Origin of the sequence: Chromobacterium amazonense (assembly GCF_001855565.1) — a bacterium.
Taxonomy (GTDB): domain Bacteria; phylum Pseudomonadota; class Gammaproteobacteria; order Burkholderiales; family Chromobacteriaceae; genus Chromobacterium; species Chromobacterium amazonense.
Genome location: NZ_MKCR01000008.1, coordinates 38761 through 64173, shown reverse-complemented (window position 1 = coordinate 64173; position 25413 = coordinate 38761). Strand labels below are relative to the sequence as shown.

At 64.2% G+C, this 25413-nt stretch carries 22 protein-coding genes and 1 tRNA gene; 21 read left to right on the top strand and 2 right to left on the bottom strand.

The window, feature by feature from the left end; translation table 11 throughout:
- Window position 1: 1 nt before the first annotated feature.
- Complete coding sequence (locus tag BI343_RS05915; protein WP_071109027.1) at window positions 2-1078, top strand: TerC family protein; 1077 nt, start codon at window positions 2-4, stop codon at window positions 1076-1078.
- Between the two features lie 454 nt (window positions 1079-1532).
- Window positions 1533-3911, top strand: coding sequence for a chitinase C-terminal domain-containing protein (locus BI343_RS05910; protein WP_071109026.1), 2379 nt, complete (start codon window positions 1533-1535; stop codon window positions 3909-3911).
- Between the two features lie 3 nt (window positions 3912-3914).
- Here the strand turns inward: BI343_RS05910 and BI343_RS05905 are convergent, their stop codons facing one another.
- Complete coding sequence (locus BI343_RS05905; protein ID WP_071109025.1) at window positions 3915-4127, bottom strand: hypothetical protein; 213 nt, start codon at window positions 4125-4127, stop codon at window positions 3915-3917.
- An 86-nt stretch (window positions 4128-4213) separates the two neighbouring features.
- Between BI343_RS05905 and sgrR the strand changes: the two genes are divergently transcribed.
- The 4 genes from sgrR to BI343_RS05885 all read left to right on the top strand — a co-directional run bounded on the left by sgrR (window position 4214) and on the right by BI343_RS05885 (window position 9303).
- The gene (gene sgrR / locus BI343_RS05900) at window positions 4214-5899 is read left to right on the top strand and encodes an HTH-type transcriptional regulator SgrR (RefSeq protein WP_071109024.1); all 1686 of its coding nucleotides are present in this window, start codon (window positions 4214-4216) and stop codon (window positions 5897-5899) included.
- Between the two features lie 64 nt (window positions 5900-5963).
- Window positions 5964-6704 carry a dienelactone hydrolase family protein gene (locus BI343_RS05895; RefSeq protein WP_071109023.1) on the top strand — a complete coding sequence of 247 codons (741 nt, stop codon included), beginning with the start codon at window positions 5964-5966 and terminating at the stop codon, window positions 6702-6704.
- 316 nt (window positions 6705-7020) lie between these two features.
- Window positions 7021-7094 (top strand) — tRNA-Gly (locus BI343_RS05890).
- A gap of 58 nt (window positions 7095-7152) precedes the next feature.
- Window positions 7153-9303: an AsmA family protein gene (locus BI343_RS05885; RefSeq protein ID WP_071109022.1), complete on the top strand. Its 2151-nt coding sequence runs from the start codon at window positions 7153-7155 to the stop codon at window positions 9301-9303.
- A gap of 80 nt (window positions 9304-9383) precedes the next feature.
- Here the strand turns inward: BI343_RS05885 and BI343_RS05880 are convergent, their stop codons facing one another.
- Entirely contained in the window at window positions 9384-11354 is a 1971-nt protein-coding gene (locus tag BI343_RS05880) for a monovalent cation:proton antiporter family protein (protein WP_071109021.1), read from the bottom strand.
- Window positions 11355-11475: 121 nt separating this feature from the next.
- Between BI343_RS05880 and BI343_RS05875 the strand changes: the two genes are divergently transcribed.
- The 15 genes from BI343_RS05875 to BI343_RS05805 all read left to right on the top strand — a co-directional run bounded on the left by BI343_RS05875 (window position 11476) and on the right by BI343_RS05805 (window position 25373).
- The gene (locus tag BI343_RS05875; RefSeq protein ID WP_071109020.1) at window positions 11476-12456 is read left to right on the top strand and encodes a KpsF/GutQ family sugar-phosphate isomerase; all 981 of its coding nucleotides are present in this window, start codon (window positions 11476-11478) and stop codon (window positions 12454-12456) included.
- A 43-nt stretch (window positions 12457-12499) separates the two neighbouring features.
- Entirely contained in the window at window positions 12500-13024 is a 525-nt protein-coding gene (locus BI343_RS05870) for a KdsC family phosphatase (protein ID WP_071109019.1), read from the top strand.
- Window positions 13021-13590 (top strand): LPS export ABC transporter periplasmic protein LptC, encoded by a 570-nt coding sequence (gene lptC, locus BI343_RS05865; RefSeq protein WP_071109018.1) that lies wholly within the window; start codon window positions 13021-13023, stop codon window positions 13588-13590. The genes BI343_RS05870 and lptC overlap by 4 nt, the downstream gene beginning before the upstream one ends.
- Window positions 13580-14125, top strand: coding sequence for a lipopolysaccharide transport periplasmic protein LptA (gene lptA / locus BI343_RS05860; protein WP_071109017.1), 546 nt, complete (start codon window positions 13580-13582; stop codon window positions 14123-14125). Before lptC ends, lptA begins: the two co-directional genes overlap by 11 nt.
- Window positions 14122-14850: an LPS export ABC transporter ATP-binding protein gene (gene lptB / locus BI343_RS05855; RefSeq protein ID WP_071109016.1), complete on the top strand. Its 729-nt coding sequence runs from the start codon at window positions 14122-14124 to the stop codon at window positions 14848-14850. Before lptA ends, lptB begins: the two co-directional genes overlap by 4 nt.
- Window positions 14851-14853: 3 nt before the next feature.
- Window positions 14854-16260, top strand: a complete 1407-nt coding sequence (locus BI343_RS05850) for an RNA polymerase factor sigma-54 (protein WP_071109015.1) — start codon at window positions 14854-14856, stop codon at window positions 16258-16260.
- A gap of 69 nt (window positions 16261-16329) precedes the next feature.
- The gene (gene hpf / locus BI343_RS05845; RefSeq protein WP_043627214.1) at window positions 16330-16656 is read left to right on the top strand and encodes a ribosome hibernation-promoting factor, HPF/YfiA family; all 327 of its coding nucleotides are present in this window, start codon (window positions 16330-16332) and stop codon (window positions 16654-16656) included.
- A gap of 122 nt (window positions 16657-16778) precedes the next feature.
- Window positions 16779-17240 carry a PTS IIA-like nitrogen regulatory protein PtsN gene (ptsN, locus tag BI343_RS05840; RefSeq protein WP_071109014.1) on the top strand — a complete coding sequence of 154 codons (462 nt, stop codon included), beginning with the start codon at window positions 16779-16781 and terminating at the stop codon, window positions 17238-17240.
- Complete coding sequence (hprK, locus tag BI343_RS05835) at window positions 17233-18189, top strand: HPr(Ser) kinase/phosphatase (RefSeq protein ID WP_043627218.1); 957 nt, start codon at window positions 17233-17235, stop codon at window positions 18187-18189. Before ptsN ends, hprK begins: the two co-directional genes overlap by 8 nt.
- Window positions 18170-19012, top strand: coding sequence for an RNase adapter RapZ (gene rapZ, locus BI343_RS05830; RefSeq protein ID WP_043627221.1), 843 nt, complete (start codon window positions 18170-18172; stop codon window positions 19010-19012). The genes hprK and rapZ overlap by 20 nt, the downstream gene beginning before the upstream one ends.
- A 43-nt stretch (window positions 19013-19055) precedes the next feature.
- Window positions 19056-19664 (top strand): flavin prenyltransferase UbiX, encoded by a 609-nt coding sequence (locus BI343_RS05825; RefSeq protein ID WP_071109013.1) that lies wholly within the window; start codon window positions 19056-19058, stop codon window positions 19662-19664.
- A gap of 2 nt (window positions 19665-19666) precedes the next feature.
- Window positions 19667-21133 (top strand): bifunctional ADP-dependent NAD(P)H-hydrate dehydratase/NAD(P)H-hydrate epimerase, encoded by a 1467-nt coding sequence (locus BI343_RS05820; protein WP_071109012.1) that lies wholly within the window; start codon window positions 19667-19669, stop codon window positions 21131-21133.
- Window positions 21134-21204: 71 nt separating this feature from the next.
- Window positions 21205-22128 carry a DMT family transporter gene (locus tag BI343_RS05815; RefSeq protein WP_071109011.1) on the top strand — a complete coding sequence of 308 codons (924 nt, stop codon included), beginning with the start codon at window positions 21205-21207 and terminating at the stop codon, window positions 22126-22128.
- Window positions 22129-22260: 132 nt separating this feature from the next.
- Entirely contained in the window at window positions 22261-23784 is a 1524-nt protein-coding gene (locus BI343_RS05810) for a sensor histidine kinase (protein WP_169828988.1), read from the top strand.
- The gene (locus BI343_RS05805; protein ID WP_043627235.1) at window positions 23781-25373 is read left to right on the top strand and encodes a DUF3369 domain-containing protein; all 1593 of its coding nucleotides are present in this window, start codon (window positions 23781-23783) and stop codon (window positions 25371-25373) included. Before BI343_RS05810 ends, BI343_RS05805 begins: the two co-directional genes overlap by 4 nt.
- Window positions 25374-25413 lie beyond the last annotated feature (40 nt).

The window sequence follows — 25413 nt, the reverse complement described above, 5'->3', positions numbered from 1 at the left end:
CATGGAACCCGACAGCCTCGCCCACGCCTTTGGCCTGACCTTTCAGGTATCCTTCCTCGACCTGATTCTCAGCGGCGACAACGCGCTGGTGATCGCGCTGGCCTGCCGCTCGCTGCCGCCGGCGCTGCGTCGCCGCGCCGTCATGTGGGGCACCGGCTTCGCCATCGCGCTGCGGTTCGTATTGGCCGCCCTGACCGGCGTGCTGCTGATGGTGCCCATGCTGAAGTTGATCGGCGCCATCATTCTGCTGGTGATCGCCATGCAGTTGCTGCTGGGCGAAACCGACGGCGACGATGGATCGCAATTGGAGGAGCAGGCCGGACACAGCCAGCAATTGTGGAATGCGGTGATGCTGGTGGTCGGCGCCGATCTGGCGCTGAGCCTGGACAATGTGGTGGCGCTGGCCGCCGCCGCGCAAGGCAGCGTGTGGTTTCTGCTATTCGGCCTGATGCTCAGCGTGCCCCTGCTGATGTACGGCAGCCTGTTGCTGGCGCGGCTGATGGACGACTATCCGCTGCTGATTCCGGCCGGCGCGGCGGTTCTAGGCTGGCTGGCTGGCAGCTTGGCGGCAAGCGATGCGCTGTGGAGCGACTGGGTCGCCACGCAGGCGCCGGCGCTGCAACTGGTGGTGCCGCTGCTGGGCGCGGTGTTCGTGCTGCTGGAAAGCCGCATCATCCGCGAGCAGCGCCCCAAGCTGCCACCCATGCCGCCATGGCGGCCGCTTGAACCCCTGACCCGCCGCCTGGCGCTGCTGGGAGAAGCCAGCATTCAGCCGCAAGCCGCCGCGGCTCCAGCCGCTGCCGAGCCGGTGCCCCATGCCGCCATCGAACCTGTCCCGCCGCCGGCAGCCCAAGCCGTCCCGCTGGATATCGAGGCAATGGCTGCGCCGAAAGCCGTCGCTGCGGAAAGCGCCGACGCGGAGGACTTCAGCGCAAAAAACCGCCTCAGCCCTGCGCTGCGCGTCCTGGTCGGCGCGGCGGCGCTGATCGGCATCCTGGTTTTGCTATGGCTGGGCTGGCACTTGCTGAGCCAGGGGCTGCTGCCTGCGCCTAAACACCCGATCAAACCAGCGCGCTGAACTCACCCGGCAAGGGCGCAGACTCCGCCCCCCCCCAAGGCCACTCACATTCCCTGCCCCTGCGGCCGCATCGACGCGCCTTGGCTCGCATGCTCTTCGCGGTTTGGCCTGCGGCGAAATTGGTATTAATGTGGATACCAATGTGACCAGCCTCCAAGCAGGCTTCCTTGCTTGCCGCTCCCCCACACTCCCCAGCCTTTGCCCACTCTGATCTATCGTCCGCGGCCCCGAAAAATTCGTAAAAATCATCACAAATCCTTGCCAAATATACATTTAACGTCTTCTCACTCCCGCTGCGGCGCAAGGATTGGCAGCTCATTGCCCATGCCTCGTCAGACTGTTAAAAAGTACAGGGGCATTCTCAATCCATACCAACTAGAGTCCATTTGTCAATACCACTTAAATACAAATTAGAACATCCGGTTTGGCGTCGTCTCAGACAAAGGAGAATAGAGTGAGCAAAACCCTAATGTTGGTAAAAAGCAGTCTGGCCATCGGCGCCGTCGGCGGCACCGCGCTACTGGCTGGACATGCCGCGCTGAGCGGAGACGCGCCCCGGCCGCAGGCACAAACAACCGCATTCGTGAAAGCCGCTGACAGCAGCTGTGCCGATCCCGCCTGGAGCGCCGCAACGGTTTACACCGGCGGCCAGCGCGTCAGCTACCAGAACCAGACCTGGCAAGCCAAGTGGTGGACGCAGGGCAATACCCCGGCGGCAGGCGACGCCAGCCCCTGGCAGCTGATCGGCCAATGCGGCGGCGGCACGCCGTCCGATCCGCCGCTGGTGCAGGTGCCGCCGCCGACCGGCAACGCGCTGTGCCGGCCCGAGGCGCTGGCGCAGACCCCCAGCGTGGACGTGCCCTATTGCGCGGCCTACAAGCAAGGCGGCGAGGAACAGCTGGCCAACGGCAGCCGCCGCCGCATCATCGGTTACTTCACCAGTTGGCGCACCGGCAAGGACGGCAGTCCGGCCTATCTGGTCAACAATATCCCCTGGGGCAAGCTCACCCACATCAACTACGCCTTCGCCCACGTGGATGGAAGCAACAAGCTGTCGGTCAACGAGACCGCGCCGGGCAACCCTGCCACCGACATGACCTGGCCGGGCGTGGCCGGCGCCGAGATGGACGCCGGCCTGCCGTACAAGGGCCACTTCAACCTGCTGACCCAGTACAAGCGCAAATACCCTGGCGTGAAGACCTTGATCTCGGTTGGCGGCTGGGCCGAAACCGGCGGCTACTTCGACGCCGGCGGCAAGCGCGTGGCCAGCGGCGGCTTCTACAGCATGACCGTCAATGCCGACGGCAGCGTCAACCAGGCCGGCATCAACGCCTTCGCCGATTCCGCCGTCGCCTTCCTGCGCAAATACGGCTTCGACGGCGTCGATATCGACTTCGAATACCCAACCTCGATGAGCAACGCCGGCAACCCGCTGGACTGGACCTTCTCCAACGCCCGACTCGGCTCCTTGAGCAAAGGCTATGTGGCGCTGCTGCAGACGCTGCGCGACCGGCTGGACCGCGCCGCCGCCCAGGACGGCCACTACTACCAGATCACCGCCGCGGTGCCGGCCTCCGGCTACCTGCTGCGCGGCATGGAAACCTTCCCCGGCCTGAAGTATCTGGACTTCGTCAACGTGATGTCGTATGACCTGCACGGCGCGTGGAACCGCTTCGTCGGCCCCAACGCCGCGCTGTACGACGACGGCAAGGACGCCGAACTGACGTTCTGGAACGTCTACAACACCGCGCAATACGGCAATATCGGCTATCTCAACACCGATTGGGCCTACCACTACTACCGCGGCGGCCTGCCGGCCTCGCGCGTCAATATGGGCGTGCCTTACTACACCCGCGGCTGGAAAAACGTGACGGGCGGCAGCAATGGCTTGTGGGGCAGCGCGGTGGGCAGCAACTGCCCGACCGGCCTGACCGAGTGCGGCGACGGCGCAGTGGGCATAGACAATATCTGGCACGACCTAGACGACAAGGGCAAAGAGATCCCGGGCGGCTCCAACCCGATGTGGCACGCCAAGAACCTGGAAAAAGGCATCGCCGGCAGCTACCTCGCCTCCTGCGGCATAGACGTCACTCAGCCGATCAACCAGCTCACCGGCACTTACCAGCGCAACTACAACGCCGCGCTGGCCGCCCCGTGGCTGTGGAACGCCAGCAAGAACGTGTTCCTGTCCACCGAGGATGAGCAGTCCATCGCGCAGAAGGCCGCCTGGATCGACGCCAACAATATCGGCGGCGTGATGTTCTGGGAGCTGGCCGGCGACTACGACTGGAACGCGCAGCGCAACAACGGCCAGGGCGAGTACTACATCGGCAATACGCTGACCAACCTGCTGTATAACACCTTCAGTCAGCCGGCCAAGGTGAACGCCAAGCGCGCGGACGCCGCCCCCGCTCCGACCGCGGCGATTGATGTCGGCTTCAGCCTGGGCAACTTCGCTCTGGGGGATAGCAACTATCCGATCAATCCCAAGCTGACCATCGTGAACCGCTCCAAAACCACGCTGCCTGGCGGCACCGAGTTCCAGTTCGACGTGCCCACCTCGGCGCCGGCCAATATCGCCGACCAGTCCGGCTTCGGCCTCAAGGTGATCAGCGTCGGCCACAGCGGCGGCAATATCGGCGGCCTGAAAGGCGATTTCAACCGCGTATCGGTGAAGCTGCCCACCTGGCAGACCCTGGCGCCGGGGCAGAGCGTCACGCTGGACGTAGTCTACTACCTGCCGATTTCCGGCCCCAGCCACTACACGGTGGGCCTGAACGGCAAAACCTACGCCATCCGCGACGAAGCGCCGTACCTGCCCTATCTGCAGTAAGCCTTACCCTGCCCGCCTCGCGCGCGGGCAGGCATGTTTCCTCTCCAGCTCCTCCCTTGGCCGGGTTTGATCCCCGGCCGCTTTTTTTCCCGTCCCCTTCTGCCACTGCATCACCTCGCTCAATTGCGCCATGGCTTCGGCGGGGTCGATGCCGAACAGCGCAGGCTGCCGGCTCAGATATTGCGGAAAGAACTGGGACATCGATTCGGCTTTCATGCTGGACTCCTTGGGTGGGAGGCCGTATTGTCACGCCAATAACGTGAACAAAAAATTGCTGACTTTTTACTACAAATTTCCTCTTTATGAGCCATAACCGCCTGTTGCAACAATACAGCCGTCTGCATCGCGGCCTGCAAGGTCAAGCCTGCGCCGTGTCGCTGCAGCAGCTGGCCGACCTGCTGTGCTGCACCCGCCGCCACATGCGCAGCCTGCTGGCGCGGATGCAGGCGCTAGGCTGGGTGGAGTGGAGCGCCCGCTCGGGACGCGGCCAGCGCTCGGAGCTGCGCTTTTTGCGCGATATCGGCCAACTGCAGCGACAACAAGCCTCCCACCTGCTGGAACAAGGCAAGGTGGAGCAGGCCGTCGCCCTGCTGGGCGATGATCCGCAGCAACTGGCGCCAGTGCTGCTGTCGCGGCTGGGCCGGCGATGGAGCGAAGACCGCCAGGTGCTGGGCGTGCCCTACTACCGGCCGATGCCTAATCTGCATCCCGGCACGCCGCTCAGGCGTTCCGAACGACATCTGGTCAGCCAGATCTTCAACGGCCTGACCCGGCTGAATGAGGAAAAAGGGGAAATAGAGGGTGACTTGGCGCACCACTGGGAACCCTATTCCGATCTAGAGTGGCATTTCCATCTGCGGCCATGCGTGCGTTGGCATGACGGCCGCGAGCTGCGCCAGGACGACATCGCCGCCAGCGTGGCGCGGCTGCGCGCGCTGCCGCTGTTCGCCCATCTGCGCGGCGTGCGCCGCCTGTCGCCGCAAAGCATCGCGCTGGAGCTGTCGGAGCCGGATCCGTGGCTGCCCTGGCTGCTGGCGGACCCGGCCGCGCTGATCCTGCCGGCGGACCACGCCGTGCTGCCGGATTTCGCCTCCCGTCCGGTCGGCACCGGCCCTTACCGAGTGGCAGTCAACGACGCGCACCGGCTGTCGCTTCAAGCCTTCGACGATTATTTCGGCTTCCGCGCGCTGCTGGACCAAGTGGATATCTGGATGATGCCGCAGCTCGGAGACCAGTTGTCGCTGAAGGTGCAGGAAACCTGCGATCTGACTGTGGAAATCAATCCCTTGCCGGTGGAGGAGCAAACCGAGATGGCGCTGGAAACCGGCGTCTACTATCTGTTGTGCGATGGCCGCTCCCCGGCCATGCGCGATGATGCCGTCCGCCGGTGGCTGGCCCAGGCGCTGTCGCCGCTGGCCATCATGCAGCAGACGCCGCCGTCCACCCGCCAATACTGGGTGGCCGCCTCTGGTTTGCTGCCGCGCTGGCATCATGTCCAACCCGCGCCCATCCCGCCCGCCCCGCCTTTGACGCGGCTGCGGCTGGCCTATTACGAACAACATCCGGAATACCGCCAGATCGCGGACGCCATCGCGCGCGGCCTAGCCGCGCACGGCATCGCGCTGGAATGCACTGTCCATCGCTATAGCGATTGGGAGTTGGGACTGGCCGAAACCGACCTGTGGCTGGGCACCGTCAACTTCAGCAGCGGCACGGATTACGCCGTGCCGGCCTGGCTGCTGGGCACGCCGCTGCTGCGGCGTTGCCTGGAACCAATGCTGCCTCTGACGGACTGGCTGCGCGGCTGGCGCGGCGGCGAGCACAACGCGGCCAGCCTGTCGGCGCAGACAGTGCGCCAACACTGGATCCTGCCGCTGTTCCACAACTGGCTGCGGCTGAAAGGGGCAGGCCAGATCGAGGACTTTCGTCTCAACAGCATGGGCTGGTTCGATTTCAAATCCGTCTGGCTGCGGCCCGAAGAAGACTGAGCCCGTTGCCGCCGCGCAGGGCGGCAGGCACAATCGATTGCGCCTCCTCCCCCAAACCAAAACCATGCTCCGCACTGACTCCGCCTACCTGCCCGAACCGATACGCCAAGCGATGCTGACGCTGCCCGCCGGCGTCTGCGGCGACGCGCCCTGGCAAGGCAGGCTGGCGGCGCTTCCGCCAACAAGACCTGGCCAGCCGCTGCCGCTGCTGTTGTTCATGCACGGCTCCTCCGGCCTGAATGAACAGACGCTTGCGTTTCAGCGCTGGGCCAGCGACACCCTGGGCATCGCCGCGCTGGCGCCGGACAGCTTCGCCCGCCGCAAGCGTCCGCGCTATCAAAGTCCAGCCCCGGTGGAGCAATACGAGGCGGTGCACGCGCTGAGGCAAGAAGAAATCGCCATGATGCTGGCGGCGCTGCCGCGACTGCCATGGGTGGACAGCCAGCGGCTGGCCTTGGCCGGCAGCAGCGAGGGCGGCGTGGCGGCCGCCCGTTGGCGCGGCCAGGAATTCGCCGGCCGCATCATCTATGGATGGAGCTGCGAGGACAATTACTTTGTGGAGAAAGCGGACAATGGCTTTAATGCCGACTGCCCGCTGCTGAACTTGCTGTCGGACGCCGACCCGTTCTTCGGCCGCGACAGCCAATACAACCGCGGCCGCCAAGTCGATGGCGACAGCCAGCGCGCGCTGGCGGGCATGCCCAAGGCGCGACTGGTTCTGCTGCCGAATGCGCCGCACACCCTGTACAACCTGCCGGAGGCGCGCATGCAGGCAACGGCATTCCTGCGCGGGCTGTTCGCTTGACTATCCATCTTCTCGAATCCGCTGCCCGCAGCAAGCGCAATGCCGGATCAGGGATTTGCCGAATGGGTTTTAGAACAGCCAAACCAGCACCCCATCCGGCCTCCATCTGTCTGCATGATGCTGCTGGAACCGGCAAGCCGGCGCGAGACTGATTCACCTCGCTCAGTCGAACCTCATGAACATATACACATCAATCACTTAGCGATGTGAAGTCGGCAGCCACTGCAAAATCGGCTGCAGTGAATAGATTTGCTGCGCCGCAAAACCTTGCCAACCCTGGCGAAACCCGCTAAATTCGTGGGCTCTAGCGAAGCGCGCGGGTGTAGCTCAATGGTAGAGCAGAAGCTTCCCAAGCTTACGACGAGGGTTCGATTCCCTTCACCCGCTCCAGCGCCCTCCCATTCCTCACGACCAATCCCGCATGCATAGCCTATCCGAGCGAAATCAGATGAAATGGAACTCAGGCCGGCTGTGGCTAAGAATCTCGACCTACGGTCTGCTGGCCGTGGTGTTCGCGCTGGTGCTGATCCGCGCCCTGATCTACTGGCAGTTCGACGAAGCCGCGGTGCGCGGCAACCTCACCCGAGCCCTGCAGGACAGCGGCCGCACCGTGCGCATTGAAGGCCGCATCACCCCGAATGTTTTCCCCTCCCCCGGACTCGACATCGAGCGCGTCAGCGTCAGCGAAGCCGGCAAGCCCGACGTCTTTGCCCGCGTGGAAATGCTGCGCGTGTCGCTGGCCTGGATGCCGCTGTTGCTGGGCAACCGCGAAATCAAGGGCGTTGAGTTGTATGGCCCCAGCGCCAGCATCAGCCGCAGTCTGGATGGCCAGTTGAACATCGCCGACCTGTTTCAGCGCCATAACCAGAACGGCTACAGCTTCAAGCTGGACCAATTGCGCATCCGCGAAGGCACGCTGCTGCTATCCGACCAGATGACGCATACCGACAAGCGCCTCTCCAGCATCAGCGTGGACGCCGATGGCCTGCGCAGCACTGCGAGGGTGAGCGCCGGCGCCGTGCTGGATGACGACAAGCGCCCGGTGCGGCTGGCGCTGAACACCCCGCTGACCATCCAGGATGACCAAGTCAGCCTGCCAGAACTGGACGCCGTGGCCATCAGCAACATCCAGGGGCTGGGCGAAACCAAGCTAGGCATCGCCGGCGCCTACAAATTCAATTTCGCCTCGCTGCAGGCCACCGGCAACGACGTGACGATCAGCTTCAACAGCGACCGTCCGACCAGCGAAGTCAAGCTGACGCTGCCGCAGGTCAACGCCAGCCTGCATGAGCTGACCATGCCGTCCGGCAGCCTCAGCGCCAAGCTGAGCTACGCTCGCAGCGAATACCAGCTGCAAGCCGCGCTGGACAATCTGAAGCTGAGCGAAGGCGGACTGTACGCCGACAAGCTGAACGGCGAGTTCAATTGGCTGGCCGGCTCCACCAAGGTCAACGTCAAACTGAACGCGCCGCTGTCGCTGGCCGGGCTGAGCCAGCTGCGCATGCAGCCCCTGAAGCTGACCAGCACCATCACCACGCCGGCCCTGCCGCGCGGCCTACTGGTGGCCAGCATGGACGGCATGCTGGACGGCGATATCGACGAACCGCGCTTCAACCTGCGGGTTGGCGGCAAGCTGGACGGCTCCGATGTTTCCGCCACGCTCAGCCAATACGGCCTGATCCGGCCGCGGCATGAAGCCATGCTGTCCATCGGCAAGCTGGACCTGAACCGCTACCTGCCGGAAACCCAGGGCGATCCGGTGGCCATCTTCCAGAACACCAACGAGATCCCGCTGGACTGGCTGGATTTCTTCGACCTGAACGGCAAGATCGCCATCGGCGAGCTGGAAATGGGCCGCTTCCGCATCAACCACATCAGCAGCAACGTGCGCATCAATCCGCGTGCCTTCGAACTGGACCAGATGTCGGCCGACATCTACGACGGCCGGCTGCAGGGCGATGCCTCGCTGAGCCGGCGCGACGTGCCGCATCTGTCGGTGAAGCAAACGCTGCAGGGCATGAAGATCCGCCCGCTGCTGGTGGACTTGTTCAACTTTGGCCGGCTGGACGGCAAGGGCAATGGCCAGATCGACATCAGCGCCGACGGCAAATCCTTCGCCGAGCTGCGCAACACCCTCAGCGGCGACGCCGCCTTCAGCCTGAACAACGGCGCGCTGACCGGCATCGACCTGGTGGCGGCATTGAAGAATCTGCCGGCGGAATTAAAAGAATGGAACAGCGCGGCGCAGAACGACCAGAAGACCACCTTCTCCACCCTGTCCACCAGCTTCAAGCTGGACAAGGGCGTGGCGCGCAGCCAGGACCTGAAGCTCGCCTCGCAGCTGGTCAACGTCAAGGGCGGCGGCAAGATCGACCTGAAGCAAAACATTGTCGACTACGCGATGGATGTGCAGGCCAATCCGCAGGAATTCGCGCGCCTGAAGGGCGTCAATGTACCGCTGAAGATCACCGGGCCGATCAACGCGCCGGTCTACGCGCTGGACTTCAACGCCCTGGTCAAGGGCAAAAAGACGGAAGGCGAAAAGCAGCAGGCGCTGAAGCAGCAACTGCAGAAGCAGATCACCACCATCCTGCCGTAAACGGCGCAGCCTGCGCGCAAGACAAAGCCCCGTAGCATACGGGGCTTTTTTGTTGAATGGATGCCGCACACGGCAGCGACTCACTCGCCCTGAAGAATCCGCGACTCCGCCAACGCCAGTTGCTCAGGCGTGCCCAACAAGACCAGGATGTCGTCGGCCTGCAGCTCAAAGCTGTCATCGAAATCGGTGCGCCGCGTCCGCTGGCGCCGCACTGCCTTCACCTCGACCCCGGCATCCTCCAGCCGCAGCGCGCCCAGCGGCTGCCCGATGGCGAAGGCGCCGCCGCACACTTGCACGCTGAGCAGGCGCGGCACCATCGCCTCCTCCAGGCTCTCCACCTCGTCGCTGGCGCCGCGGAAGAAGCCGCGGAACAGATCGTAGCGCTCCTCGCGCACCGCGCGGATGCGCCGCAGCACACGACTGGGCGGCACGCCGGCTTCCAGCAGAGCCTGCGAAGCGAGCATCAAACTGCCCTCCATCACCTCGGCTACCACCTCGTCCGCGCCAGCCTGGCGCAGCACATCCATTTCGCTGTCATCTACGGTGCGCACAATGACCGGCAACTCCGGCCGCACCTCGCGCACCGCGTGCAGAATGCGCAAGGCGGCGTGGGTATCGGCAAACGTCACCACCACCACCTTGGCCCGCATCAGGCCGGCGGCAATCAGCACTTCCTTCTTGCCGGCATCGCCAAAGACTACTTGGTCGCCCGCCTCGCCGGCTTCGCGCACCCGCTCCGGGTCCATGTCCAGCGCGAACATATTGATATTCTCGGCCTCCAGCAGCCGGGCCAGCGCTTGGCCGCTGCGTCCGTAGCCGCAGATCAGCACGTGCTCGTTCTTGCTCATGCTGGCCACCAGCATCTGATGCAGGTCCAGCGACTGCAGCATCCAGTCCTGCTTGATCAGGCGGCGGGTGATGCGTTCGCCATGCATGATGAGGAAGGGCGCAATCAGCATGGAGATCAGGATGGCCGCGATCGCCGCCTGCGCCGCCGGAATCGGCACCAGCTTCAAGTTCATGGCCAAGGCCAGCAGCACGAAACCGAATTCGCCGCCCTGCGCCAAGGCCAGCGCGGCGCGCATCGCGTCGTTGGAGCGGTGGCCGAACAAACGCCCAAGGCCGAAAACCACGGCAATCTTCAACGGCAGCAGCAGCACCAGCAACAGCAGCACCACGCCCAGGTGATCGAACAGAATGGGCAGCTCCAGCCGCATGCCCACGGTGATGAAGAAGAAGCCAAGCAGGATGTCTCGGAACGGTTTGATATCCTCTTCCACCTGGTAGCGGTATTCCGTTTCCGAAATCAGCATGCCGGCCACAAAAGCGCCCAACGCCAGGCTGAGGCCGGACAGCTCGGTCAGCCACGCCACGCCCAGCGTCACCAGCAGCACATTGATCATGAACAGCTCGCCGGAACGCTGCCGCGCCACCAGATGGAACCACGGCCGCACCAGCCGCTGGCCGAAAAACAGCAACAGCGCCAGCACCACCACGATCTTGCCGCCGGCCTTGGCCAGGTCCAGCCACATCGTATCGCTGCCTCCGGCGAAAGCCGGCAGCAGGATCAGCAGCGGCACCACTGCGATATCCTGAAACAGCAGCACCCCTATCGCCAGCTGGCCATGCGGCTGGTTCAATTCCAGTCTTTCGGCCAGCAGCTTGCTGACGATGGCGGTGGACGACATCGCCAAGGCGCCGCCCGTCGCCAAGCCGATCAAGGGGCTGCCGGTGATCCAGCCTATCGCCAGCGCCACCAGCAGCATGGTGACGACCACCTGGGCCAAGCCGACGCCGAACACCAGCTGACGCATCGCCTTAAGCTTGGGCAGCGAAAACTCCAGGCCTATCGTGAACATCATGAAGACGATGCCGATCTCGCCGAGAAAAGCGGTTTCGTCGCCCTCGGGAATCAGCTTCATCACGCCGGGACCGGCGAGAAAGCCCACGACCAGATAGCCGAGCATCGCCGGCACCCTCAGGCTGCGGCACAAGGTCACCACCAACACGGCGGCCAACAAAACAAGAACGATGGGGGCCATGGAATGCATCGGCGGCGGGGTCTCCTTGGGTGGCGGAAGAGAAAGGAAGCGACGAAAAACGACGCGCCCAAGCAAAAGTTGCACCAGCGCGCGCGTCAATCGATTATAACCTTTGATATACTTTTGCCTTATGGAAAAAATACAAGACACCCGCCGCCTGGAAATGGCGCGCGAAGTCCTGCAAACCGAGGCTGCAGCGCTGAGCACGCTGGCCGAGCGCCTGAATGGCGACTTCCTGGCCGCTGTTGAAATCATTCTTGCCGGCAAAGGCCGCGTGATCGTCACCGGCATGGGCAAGTCCGGCCATGTGGCGCGCAAGATCGCCGCCACGCTGGCCAGCACCGGCACGCCGGCCTTCTTCGTCCATCCCGCCGAAGCCGCCCACGGCGACCTGGGCATGATCACCGGCGACGATGTGGTCATCGCGCTGTCCAACTCCGGCGAGTCCGCCGAAGTGGTGTCGCTGCTGCCGGCGCTCAAGCTGAAGGGCAGCAAGCTGATCGCCATCACCGGACGCGCCGAATCGTCTCTGTCCCAGGCCGCGGACATCCTGCTGCATACCCATGTGGAAAGAGAAGCCTGCCCGCTGAACCTGGCGCCCACCACCAGCACCACGGTGCAGGTGGCGCTAGGCGACGCGCTGGCGGTCACGCTAATGGAGACGCGCGGCTTCAGCCAGAGCGACTTCGCGCTGTCCCACCCCGGCGGCAGCCTGGGCCGCCGCCTGCTGGTGCATGTGCGCGACCTGATGCACGGCGGCGATGACCTGCCGCGCGTCGCGCCGGGCACCCTGCTGAAAGACGCCCTGCTGGAGATGTCGCAGAAGCGCCTGGGCATGATCACCATCTGCGACAAGGACAACACGCTGCTGGGCATCTACACCGACGGCGACCTGCGCCGCACGCTGGAAAGAGCCGCCGACGTCTACCGTCTGAAAATAGACGAAGTGATGAGCGCCAACCCGCGCACCATTCATCAGGACAAGCTGGCGGCCGAAGCCGGCTTCGTGATGAAGGAAAAACAGATCACCAGCCTGGCCGTGGTCGATAATGCCGGCAAGCTGGCGGGCGTGCTGCACATGCACGACCTGCTGCGCGCCGGAGTATTCTGATTCCGCCGCTCGCCCCATGGCGGACGGCTTATAGGACACAAGTATGCGTATGATTGCCGAGCAGGCCCGCAAGGTGAAACTGCTGATCATGGATGTGGATGGCGTCATGACCGACGGCCGCATCTATTACAACGCCCAGGGCGAAGAGAGCAAATCGTTCTACGTGCAGGATGGGCTAGGCCTGCGGCTGCTCAGCCGCACCGGCGTGCAACTGGCCATCATTTCCGGCCGCGCCGACCGCTGCGTGGAACACCGCGCCCGCGCGCTGAAGATCGACCACTACTACGGCGGCGTGCACGACAAGAAAGTGGCGCTGGCTGACCTCCTGCAGAAAACCGGCTTCAAAGCCGAGGAATGCGCCTTCATAGGCGACGACCTGATCGACCTGCCCATCCTGACTCGCGTCGGCCTGGCGGTGGCGGTGCCGGAAGCGCCGCCGCAGGTGCGCCAGCACTGCCATTACGTCACCGGCAACCCCGGCGGCCATGGCGCGGTGCGCGAGCTGGTGGAGCTGATCATGCAGGCGCAGGGCACTTTCGACGCCATCATCGCGGAATACCTGGCATGATGCGCCTGCTGCGCTCCCACCGGTTGTTCCCGGTGCTGCTGATCGGCCTGACCGCAATGCTGACGCTGTGGCTGGACCAAGTTTCGCGCTGGGATACCCGTCATCGCGAGCTGGACCCGGACAAGCCGGAATATGTGGCGGAGGATCTGATCGCCACCCGCTACGACGAACACGGCAAAATGCTGGACAAGCTGATCGCCAGCCGCATGTGGCAGTACCCCGGCAAGCCTGAGGCCTTTTTCGAAAAGCCGGACCTGTATCAATACGATGCGGGCGTGTTGCAATACCACGTGATCGGCGAGACCGGCCGCTACAACAACAAGAACCAGCAGGCTTTTTTCGACAAAAAAGTCCTTTTGATCAAACCCGCAGACAGCAAGCAGCCGGAAACCCGGCTGCAGAGCAGCGCGATGTTCGTGGACACCGGCAAACGCTACGCCAGCTCCCAATCGCCGTCCGTGATCACCCAGGGCAACTCGGTGGCCCACTCCATCGGCTTCACCTACCAGGAGCCGCAGGGTCTGCTCAATCTGCTGTCCACAACCAAGATCATCTATGCCAAATAAGACCCGAATCCTGCTGGCCGGCATGCTGCTGGCCGCTTCCGCCTTGGTCCAGGCCGAACAGGCCGACCGCGACAAGCCAATTGAAATCACCAGCGACAACGGCTGCACCATGGACCAGATCAAGGGCATCTCGATCTGCAACGGCAATGTGGTGGTGATCCAGGGCACGCTGCGGCTGAACGCCGACCAACTGACCGTCACCCAGGACAAACAAGGCAACCAGACCATGCACGCCACCGGCCGCATCGTCACCTTCCGCCAGAAAATGGACCGCGATGGCGGCTGGGTCGAGGGCCAAAGCAGCGTGCTCGACTACGACAGCGCCAAACACCTGGTGGTGCTGACTGGCAATGCCCGCGTCAAGCGCAACGGCGACCTGTCCATCGGCAACGTCATCCGCTACAACACGCTGGAAGAAACCTTCGAAGTGGTCGGCGGCGGCACCTCCGCCTCGGGCAAGGGCCGCTCCGTAGTGATCCTGCAGCCGAAGAAAACGGCCTCGCAGCCGGCTTCCAGCGGAGCCGCCAAACCATGAAGCGCAGCGTTCTCACTGTCTCGAACCTGAAAAAGCGCTTCAAGAAGCGCACCGTGGTCAAGGATGTCTCGCTGAACATCGAAAGCGGCGAAGTCGTCGGCCTGCTCGGCCCCAACGGCGCCGGCAAGACCACCAGCTTCTACATGATCGTCGGCCTGATCGGCGCCGACGATGGCGACATCAGGCTGGACGAACAATCCATCACCCATTTTCCGATACACCAGCGCGCCCAGCTGGGCCTGGGCTATCTGCCGCAGGAGGCGTCCATCTTCCGCCGCATGACAGTGGAGGAGAACATCACCGCCATCCTGGAAATCTCCGGCCTCAAGGGCAAGGAGCTGGAAAAGGAACTGGACCTGCTGCTGGACGACCTGAACATCGGCCATCTGCGCGACAGCAACGCGCTGGCTCTGTCCGGCGGCGAGCGGCGCCGGGTGGAAATCGCCCGCGTGCTGGCCACCCGGCCGCGCTTCATCCTACTGGACGAACCGTTCGCCGGCGTGGACCCGATCGCGGTAATCGATATTCAGAAAATCATCTCCTTCCTGAAAGAGCGCGGCATCGGCGTGCTGATCACCGACCACAATGTCCGCGAGACGCTGCGCATCTGCGACCGCGCCTACATCATCAGCGACGGTTCGGTGCTGGCCTCCGGCCAGCCGGAGGAGCTGGTCAACAACGACAAGGTGCGCAAGGTTTACCTTGGCGAACACTTCCACCTGTAAACCATGAAGCAGGCACTACAGCTCAAGGTTTCGCAACAGCTGACGCTGACCCCGCAGCTGCAGCAGTCGATCAAGCTGCTGCAGCTGTCCACGCTGGACCTGCAGGCCGAAGTCGAGCGCTTTTTGCTGGACAACCCGCTGCTGGAACGCGGCGACGAGCCGCGCGACAGCGACGCGCCCTCGGAGGCGGCGGAAGCGCGGGAAACCACGGAGAGCGAAGCGGCAGACAGCCGCGACGACAGCGCCGGCGAGCTGCTGGACTGGGGCGCAGGCAGCCGCCACGGCGGCGACGACGACTACGACCCTATGCTCAACGTGCCCTGCCAGATCAGCCTGCGCGAGCACCTGCTGGCGCAGCTGGGCGAGATCGCCTTGCCTCGCCGCGACGAGGCCATCGTGCGCCTGCTGATCGAGGAGCTGGACGACGACGGCTACCTGCCGCAAAGCCTGGACGAGCTGGCCAGCCATCTGCCGCTGGAGCTGCAGCTGGAAAGCGACGAGCTGGCCGTGGGCCTCGCCCTGCTGCAGCAGTTCGACCCGGCCGGCGTCGGCGCGCGCACGCTGGCGGAATCGCTGCAGCTGCAGCTGCAGCTGCAGCGGCTGCCCGCGGCAGAACCAGGCCATGCGCTGGCCTTGGCCATCGTGCGCGAACATCTGGCGCTGCTGGGCGGCCGCGACTACGCCAAACTGAAAAAGCTGCTGGCTTGCAACGACGCCGAACTGCGCGCGGCGCAGGCGCTGATCGCCCGCCTCAACCCGCACCCGGCCACCGGCTTCCATCAGGGCGATGTCCACTACGTGATCCCCGACATCAGCGTGCGCAAGCTGCGCGGACGCTGGGTGGCGGAGCTGAACCGCTCGGCCGTGCCGCGGCTGCGCGTCAACCAGCTGTACGAGCGCATGCTGGCCGACAGCCGCGGCCAGGGCGGCGAGATGTCCGCCAGGCTGCAGGAAGCGCGCTGGCTGGTCAAGAACATCCAGCAACGGTTTGACACCATCCTGAAAGTGGCGGAAGCTATTGTTGAGCGTCAACAGTTGTTCTTTGAACAAGGCGAAGTGGCGATGCGGCCGCTGATTCTGCGCGATATCGCGGAAGAGCTGGGCCTGCACGAATCCACCGTATCCCGCTCCACCAGCCAGAAATACCTGCTTTGTTCGAGAGGTTTGTTCGAGCTCAAGTATTTCTTCGGCAGTTCGTTGGAGACTGAAAGCGGTGACGAGTGTTCCGCCACCGCCATCAAGGCTCACATCCGCAGCATGATAGAAGGCGAAAACCGGGCGAAGCCGCTGTCGGACAGCGCCCTCGCCGACGCGCTGGCCAAGCAGGGAATACAGGTTGCCAGACGCACCGTAGCCAAGTATCGTGAAGCCATGCAGATTCCGGCGGTGAATCTGCGCAAGGCGCTGTAAGGGCCTGCACAAGAATACAATGCCGCCCGACAACCCGCCCGGGCGGTCAACACCAGAAGGAGCTAGGGTATGAACCTCAAAGTAACTGGCCTGCACCTGGAAGTCACTCCGTCGCTGCGCGAATACATCGAGAACAAACTGGAGCGCATTACCCGCCATGTCGACAACGTGATCGACATCTCCGTGACCCTGTCGGTAGACAAACTGGTTCAAAAGGCTGAAGTCAATGTGCATCTGTCCGGCAAGGACATCCACATCGAGGCTAGCGAAGCCGACCTCTACGCCGCCATCGACTTGCTGATGGACAAGCTGGACCGCCAAGTGCTGAAGCACAAGGAAAAGCTGACCGAACACCGCGTGCAAAGCTCCGGCGAAGTCCAGCAGCCCTCGCTGTGACGCCTAGTTGAAAAGGACGGGAACCGGGCGGTTCCCGTTTTTCTTTGCGCTTGCCGGTTTTCAGTACTATCAAGGCAACGTAGAATTCCGGGTTTATCAAAGAGCCGCATGCATAATCCAATATGAATCTCATCGGCAAGATACTGACTCCGGACCATGTATTGCTGGATCTGGATGTCGCCAGCAAGAAGCGGGTGTTCGAGCAGGTCGGTCTCCTGGTGGAAAACACGCGCGGCATCGCCCGCAGCGAAATCTTCGACAGCCTGTTCAGCCGCGAGAAGCTCGGCTCCACCGGGCTGGGCCAAGGCGTCGCCATCCCGCACGGCCGCGCGCGCGGCCTGAAGGAAGCCACCGGCGTGTTCATCCGGCTGAAGGCCCCGATCCCGTTCGACGCGCCGGACGGCAAGCCGGTGCAGTGCCTGTTTGTGCTGCTGGTGCCGGAGCACGCCACCGATCTGCATCTGCAGGTGCTGTCGGAATTGGCGCAATTGTTCTCCAGCCGGCAGATGCGCGAGAAAATGCTGAGCATCGGATTGCGCGACGAGCTCTACCAGCAGCTCTGCGATTGGACCCCCAATGCCTAGCATTACCGTACGCCGCCTGTATCAGGAAAATCAGCAGAAGCTGAACCTGACCTGGGTCGCCGGCACCGGCGGCTCCGACAACGTCATCGGCAACGACGACCAGCGCCCCACCCTGGCGCTGGTGGGCCACCTGAACTTCATCCACCCCAACCGCGTCCAGGTATTGGGCCTCGCCGAGGTGGACTACCTGAACAAGCTGGAGCAGTCGGCGGCCAAGACCGCGCTGGACCAGCTGTTCCACAAGAGCATGTCGGTGGTGATGGTGGCCAATGGCCAGCCGGTGCCGCGCCTGTTGCGCGATTACTGCCACAGCCACAACGTGCCGCTGATGACCAGCACGCTGGAAAGCCCGTACCTGATGGACGTGCTGCGCATCTATCTGGCGCGCGCGCTGGCGGTGTCCACCGTGCTGCACGGCGTGTTCCTCGACGTGTTCGAGATCGGCGTGCTGATCATGGGCGACTCGGCCATGGGCAAAAGCGAATTGGCGCTGGAGCTGATCTCGCGCGGCCACGGTATGGTGGCCGATGACGCCGTCGAGCTGTACCGCATCGGCCCGGACACGCTGGAAGGCCGCTGCCCGCCGCTGTTGCGCGACTTTCTCGAAGTGCGCGGCCTGGGCATTCTGAACATCCGCACCATCTTCGGCGAGACCGCCGTCCGTCCCAAGAAAGTGCTGAAGCTGATCATCCACCTGGTGAAGGCCAACGACCAGGCCATGCAGGCGCTGGACCGGCTGAACATTCAGTCCGAGACCCAGGACATCATAGGCGTCACGGTGCGCAAAGTGGTGCTGCCGGTGGCAGCCGGCCGCAACCTGGCGGTGCTGGTGGAAGCCGCCGTGCGCAACTACATCCTGCAGCTGCGCGGCATCGACAGCACCCGCGAGTTCATCGAACGACACACCAATTTCTTGCGAGACCAGGAAAATGCGCCTGATATTGATTAGCGGCCTGTCCGGCTCCGGCAAATCCGTGGCCTTGCGCGCGCTGGAGGACTCCGGCTTTTACTGCGTGGACAATCTGCCGGCCAATATGCTGCCGGAGGCCATGGCCATGTATGAGGAGTTCGGCTACAGCGACATCGCCATCAGCGTCGACACCCGCTCCGGCCCGTCGCTGGGCGCGCTGCCGCAAGTGGTGACGCAGCTGCGCGGCCAAGGCATAGACGTGCGCCTGCTGTTTCTGGAAGCCAAGCCGGCCACGCTGGTCAAGCGCTTCTCCGAGACCCGCCGCCGCCATCCGCTGGCCGGCTCCGGCATCACCGTGGAAGAGAGCATACAGGTCGAACAGGAAATGCTGGGCGGAGTGCAGGAACTCGGCACCCGCATCGACACCAGCGAGCTGTCGGCCAACGCGCTGCGCAGCTGGATACGCGAACTGGTGGACGCCGACAGCAGCCGGCTGACGCTGATTTTCCAATCCTTCGGCTTCAAGCATGGCGTGCCGCAGGACGCCGATTTCGTGTTCGACGCCCGCTGCCTGCCCAACCCGTATTACGATCCGCTGCTGCGCCCGCTGACCGGACGCGACCAGCCCATCGTCGACTTCTTCGCCAAGCACGCCGAAGTGGCCGACATGATAAACGACATCCAGTCGCTGGTCGCCAAGTGGCTGCCCTGCTACAGCAAGGAAAACCGCAGCTACCTGACGGTGGCCGTCGGCTGCACCGGCGGCCAGCACCGCTCGGTCTTCATCATCGAAAGCCTGGCCCGCGCCTTCGCCGACCAGCAAGTGCTGGTGCGCCACCGCCAGTTGCACCCCGACCACTGAACAGGAGACAGGCGGCAACGCCCGCCCCTGGAGACTGCCCCCGATGTCCCGCCGCCAAACCGTCACCGTCGCCCTTACCGGCGCCTCCGGCCTGCCCTACGGCCTGCGCCTGATCGAAACCCTGCTCGCCGCAGGCATCCGGGTGTGGGTGCTGTATTCGCAAGCCGCGCAGATCGTGGCCAAGCAGGAAATGGAACTGACGCTGCCATCGCGCCCGGCGGAAATGAAAGCCTGGCTGCTACAGCGCTATCCGGCCGCGCCGGAACTGCTGGAAGTTTACGGCCGCGAGGAATGGTTCGCGCCGGCCGCCTCCGGTTCCAACCCGCCGGACGCCATGGTGGTGTGCCCGTGCTCCATGGGCACACTGGCGGCCATCCGCCACGGCATGAGCGACAACCTGATCGAACGCGCAGCCGACGTCTGCATCAAGGAGCAGCGCAAGCTGGTGCTGGTGCCGCGCGAAACCCCGCTATCGGCCATCCACCTGGAAAACATGCTGGAACTGGCGCGCCTGGGCGTGGTGATTCTGCCGCCCTCCCCCGGCTTCTATACTCATCCCAAGAGCGTGGACGACATGGTGGATTTCGTCGTCTCGCGCGTGCTGGATCAATTGGGCGTGGAGCAGACGCTGACGCCGCGCTGGGGAGAATAAGCATGGACGGCGGCCCTATCCTCAGCCTGCAAGGGCTGCGTCAGCTGGAGCAGTCCGCCGAAGCCGCCGGACTGAACCTGATGCCCCGCGCAGCGCAGGCCGCCGCCGACTGGACTGCTCAGCGCGTCCCCGCCGCCTCTCGGCTGCTGGTTTGCGCCGGCTCCGGCAACAACGGCGGCGACGCCTTGTACGCCGCGCTGGCGCTGCATCAGCGCGGCTACCGGCTCGACATCTTGCAACCGTCGCCGCCGGCCAGCGCGGCCTGCCAAGCGGCGCGCCTGGCGGCGGAACAGGCCGGCCTCGCCATCTTGGCAACCCTGCCGGATGACTATCCGGCGCCGGCCCTGCTGATCGACGGCTTGTTCGGCATCGGCTTGTCGCGGCCTCTGGACGCAAGCTGGCAGCGGCTGATGCATGCGCTGAACGCCCTGGCCTGCCCCAAGCTGGCGCTGGATTGCCCCAGCGGCCTGGATGCCTATACCGGCCAGCCGCTGGGCGCGGCCCTGCGCGCCGACCACACCTTGACCTTCCTCTGCCATAAGCCGGGCCTGTTTGGCGGCTCTGGCGCAGACTTGGCCGGCGCGGTGACGCTGGCCCGCTTGGACTGCCCGGCCAATCTATACCCTCCGGCCGAAGGCGCGCTGAATGCGCCCGACGTCTCGCCGCTGGCCCGGCCGCGCGACAGCCACAAAGGCAGCTATGGGGGCGTCTGCATCCTGGGCGGCGCGCCGGGCATGCTGGGCGCGGTCTTGCTGGCCGGACGCAGCGCGCTGCGCGGCGGCGCGGGCAAAGTCTATCTGTGCCCGCTGGACGACCGGCTGCCGGTGGACCCGACCACGCCGGAACTGATGATACGCCCGGTCGACGAAATGGCTGCGCTGCCGAGCGCGGACGTCATCGCCGTCGGCCCTGGCCTGGGGCAGCAGCCTTGGGCCGAGCAACTGCTGGAGCAGACGCTGGCGCAAACCCAGCCCCTGGTGCTGGACGCAGACGCGCTGAATCTATTGGCCGCCCGTCCGGCGCTGGCCACCAAACTGGCCGCTCGCCCCTTCCCGACCATCCTCACGCCGCACCCGGCGGAAGCGGCGCGTCTGCTGGGGCTGGACACCGCGGCCGTTCAGGCCGACCGGGTGCGGCATGCGCGCGAGCTGGCGGCGCGTTTCCACTGCGTCGTCGTCCTGAAAGGGGCCGGCAGCCTGATTGTTCGGCCTGACGGCTACTACCTGGTCAATGCCAGCGGCGGGCCGGAATTGGCCGTGGCCGGCCAGGGCGACGTGCTGACCGGCCTGCTCGCCGCCCTGCTGGCGCAGCGCCTGCCGGCATTTGAAGCCGCCGCGCTGGCGGTGTGCCTGCACGGTCTGGCCGGCGACGACTATCGTCTCGAAGCCGGCGGACCGATAGGCCTGGCCGCCTCCGCCACGGCGGAACGAATCAGCCGCGTCGCCAACAGGCTGCTCGCCGCGCGCTGAACGCCGCCTTTGCCGCCGACCGCGGTTTGTGGTTAACATCGACCAGGCACCCCACCCTCCGGAGAGTTGTCTTGTCGCTCCAGCATAACCAGAAAAAAGCCTATGCCTTCGGCCTGGGCGCCGTGTTGGCCTGGTCCACCGTCGCCAGCGCCTTCAAGCTCAGCCTGCAATACCTCAGTCCGATGCAACTGCTGCTGTACGCCAGCATCGCCTCGCTGTTGGCCCTGCTGTCCATCCTGGCCTGGCAGCGCCGCCTGCCGGAACTGGCCGCGGCGTTCCGGGCGCATTGGAAAAGCTCCCTGCTGCTCGGGGCCGTCAACCCGTTCGCCTACTATCTTGTGCTGTTCCAGGCGTATTCCCTCTTGCCGGCGCAGGAGGCGCAGGCGATCAACTACACCTGGGCGCTGACCATGACACTGCTGGCCGTGCCGCTGCTGAAACAGGCGCTGCGGCTGCAGGACGCGGCGGCGGCGCTGATCTGCTACCTCGGCGTGCTCGTGATCGGCACCCGCGGCCAATTGCTGGAACTGCGCTTCTCCAACCAGTTGGGCGTTCTGCTGGCGCTGTGCTCGACGCTGCTGTGGGCCGGCTACTGGATCTTCAATACCCGCGACGCGCGCGAACCGGTGCTGGGCCTGACGCTGAACTTCGCCTGCAGCCTGCCCTTGAGCCTGGCGTGGTGCGCCTGGCACGGCCAGCTGGCGCTGCCGGCCTGGCAGGGACTGGCCGGCGCCGCCTACGTCGGCGCGCTGGAAATGGGCTTCACCTTCGTGCTGTGGCTGACGGCGATGAAGCTGACGCGCAGCACCGCCAGCATCGCCAATCTGATTTTCCTGTCGCCGCTGGCCTCGCTGCTGCTGATCCACCTGCTCGTCGGCGAGGCCATTCTGACATCGACGCTGCTGGGGCTGGCATTGATACTGGGCGGATTGGCGGCGCAAAAACTGCCGCTGGGCCGCCGCGCGCGGGCGCAGTTGGCGGACGGCCAGAGCTGAGTCGGCGCTGAAACGCGCCTAGGCTTGCGGCCTCCGATTCGATCACTCATGGAAATTCACGCCCGATCTGCCTACGATTGACTGTGAGGGCACGACTAAGCAGGCACCATGAAAAGCATCAAGACAAGGCTTATGCTATGGCTGATGGCCTGGATCACTGTCATTCTGGGCAGCACCGGCCTGTATTCCTACCTACACGACTACGGGATAGACCAGAGCGATTTCCAAACCCAACGCGCAGCGGTGCGCTCTCGCTTGTCGTTGTCGCTGCCCCACGGCATATGGCAACTCGACGATGAGAACGTCAGGCTGGCGCTGGACAGCGAATTGAGCTGGCCGTCCGTGATCGCCATCAACGTCAAGGGAGAAAGCGGCCTGAACCTGGGGCGCACGCGCGACAACAACGGCAATCTGCGCGACATGCTGCCCAACGAGCATCCCAAGGCGGACGATGTGCTCGGCATCCCCATCATCTATCAGGGCAAGGAACACCTGGGCACCGCCACCGTCTACCTGTCGCACGAGGCCTTGCGCGCGCGGGAAAACCAGCACCTGATCACCATCATCGCCCAGATCCTGCTGCTGGACGGCATGATCTTCTTCATCATGTCGTTCAACCTGCAACGCTTCATCTTCCAGCCGCTGGCCAAACTGCAGCAGGCGCTGAACACCGCCATCCGCGCGCCGGACGCCAGCGGCGCCCAGATCACCCATCTGGCGGACGACGAAATCGGCGGCATCGTCAACGGCTTCAACCGCATCGTGGCACGGACCGCCGCCGACCTGGTGAAACGGACGGCGGCGGAGGCCACCGCCCGCGAGGAAAAGGAAAAAGCGCAGCAGGCCTACAGCCAATTGATCGCCACGCAAGAAACCCTGGTGGAGGCGGAAAAGATGGCCTCGCTTGGGAGCCTGGTGGCCGGCGTCGCCCACGAAATCAACACGCCGGTCGGCATCACGCTGACCGCCGCCTCGCATCTGGGCACCGCCACGTCCCACATCACCGGCAAGCTGGAGAGCGGCAACGTCAAGAAAAGCGACTTCCAGAGCTATCTGGAGACGGCTCAGGAGTGCTGCGAGCTGATCCTGGCCAATTCCGAACGCGCCGCCAACCTGATCCACAGTTTCAAGCAGGTGGCCGTGGACCAGACCAGCGAGGCGCGCCGCAGCTTCCACCTGCACGACTACCTGAACGAAGTGATCACCAGCTTGAAGCCGCGCTTCAAGCACACCAAGGTCAATATCGACATACAATGCGAAGAAGACATCCTGCTGGATAGCTATCCCGGCGCCCTGGCACAGGTACTGACCAATCTGGTTGTGAACGCGCTGATTCACGGCTATGAAAGCGGCGAAATAGCCGGTGTCATCCTGATAGAAGCTCATCGCCGCGACGACCAACATGTCTCCCTGGCCATCAGCGACAACGGCAAGGGCATCGCGGCGGAGAACCTGGGACGCATTTTCGACCCGTTCTTCACAACGCGCCGCGGCAGCGGCGGCAGCGGGCTGGGCCTGAACATCGTCTACAACATCGTTCGGCAGCGGCTGGGCGGTAACATCGAAGTGCACAGCGAGCTGGGACAAGGCACCCGCTTCAAACTGGAGATGCCGTGCATCGCCCCGACGGTCCAGCATAAGGAGAATGTGGCATGAGCAACGAAACCCTGCCTCCCGACGAAGACAACTGGTTGCTGGACGATGGCGACGGCGACGTTCCGACCCGCCCTTCCGAGATGCGAAAGCCGTGGAAGGTGCTGATCGTCGACGACGAGAAGGACGTGCACACCGCCACCCGCATCGCGCTGCGCGGCATCAGCTACAAGGAGCGCCCCCTGGAGCTGCTGAGCGCCTATAGCGGCGGCGAGGCCTTCCAGTTGCTGAGACAGCATGCCGACATCGCGCTGATCATGCTGGACGTGGTGATGGAAAGCGAGGATGCCGGCCTCAGGCTGGTGCACCGCATCCGCGAAGAGCTGGCGAATGGCGTGGTTCGCATCGTGTTGCGCACCGGCCAGCCCGGCCAGGCGCCGGAACAGGAAGTCATCCTCAACTACGATATCAACGACTACAAGACCAAAACCGAGCTGACCACGCAGAAGCTGTTCACCACCACCATCGCCTCGCTGCGGGCCTATGAAAACATGGTGTCGCTGGAAAAGAACCGGCAGGGGCTGGCCAAAATACTGGAAAGCGCGTCGGATCTGTACCAGCTGCACTCGCTGCGCGAGTTCGCCTCCGGCGTGCTGCGCCAGATCAGCGCCCTGCTCGACATCGGCACCGACGGCATTCTGTGCGTGCGCAACGAGAACCACGTCGGCCGGCCGGAGCTGGAAATCCTGGCCGTTTCCGGCGCTTACGAATATCTGGCGGACAAGGGCGACCTGTCCGGCGAACCCAAGCTGCAGGCCATCTTCCTGCAAGTGTTCCGCGAAAAGCGCAGCATCTATCAGCATCCTTACGATGTGCTGTACATTTCCTCGCGCAACCGGCGCGAGTTCGCCGTGCACTTCATGCCGCAATGGCCGCTGGATTCGGTGGAGTGCGACCTGCTGGACGTGTTCTGCCAACGCATCTCAGCGGCTTACGACAATCTCTACCTGTACAACCAGCTGCGCAGCGCGCAAGAAGCCACCGTGGTGGCGCTGGCAGACCTGGCCGAATTCCGCGACACCGACACCGGCGAGCACGTGCTGCGGGTACAGAAGCTGACCGACGCCATCGCGCAGGAAATGCTGATGAGCAATCACTACCCTGACCTGATGCATCGCGAGTTCTTGGACATGATAGGCATGGCCAGCATCCTGCACGACATCGGAAAGGTGGCGACGCCCGACCACATCCTGCTGAAACCCGGCAAGCTGGATCCGGAGGAACGCGCCATCATGGAACAGCACGCCACCATCGGCGCGCAGATCCTGGCCAAGTCGGCCAAGCTGGTGGAGGGCATCAGCTATCTGTCGCTAGGCTCGGAAATCGCCGGCGGCCACCACGAACACTATGACGGCAACGGCTACCCGCGCAAGCTGAAGGGCCAGGACATTCCGCTGTCGGCGCGCATCGTCGCCGTGGTGGACGTGTTCGACGCGCTGCTCAACAAGCGGCCGTACAAGGAGCCGTGGAGCATGGAAGAGACCATGAAATACATCAACGGCCGCGCCGGCAACCAGTTCGACCCGCTGGTGGTCGCCGCGCTGAGCCGGCTGGTGGAGGAGGACAGATTGCCGGTCAAGTTTGGCGACTAGCCGGTTTCAAGCAAAGCAAACGGCAGCCTGTTCTGGCTGC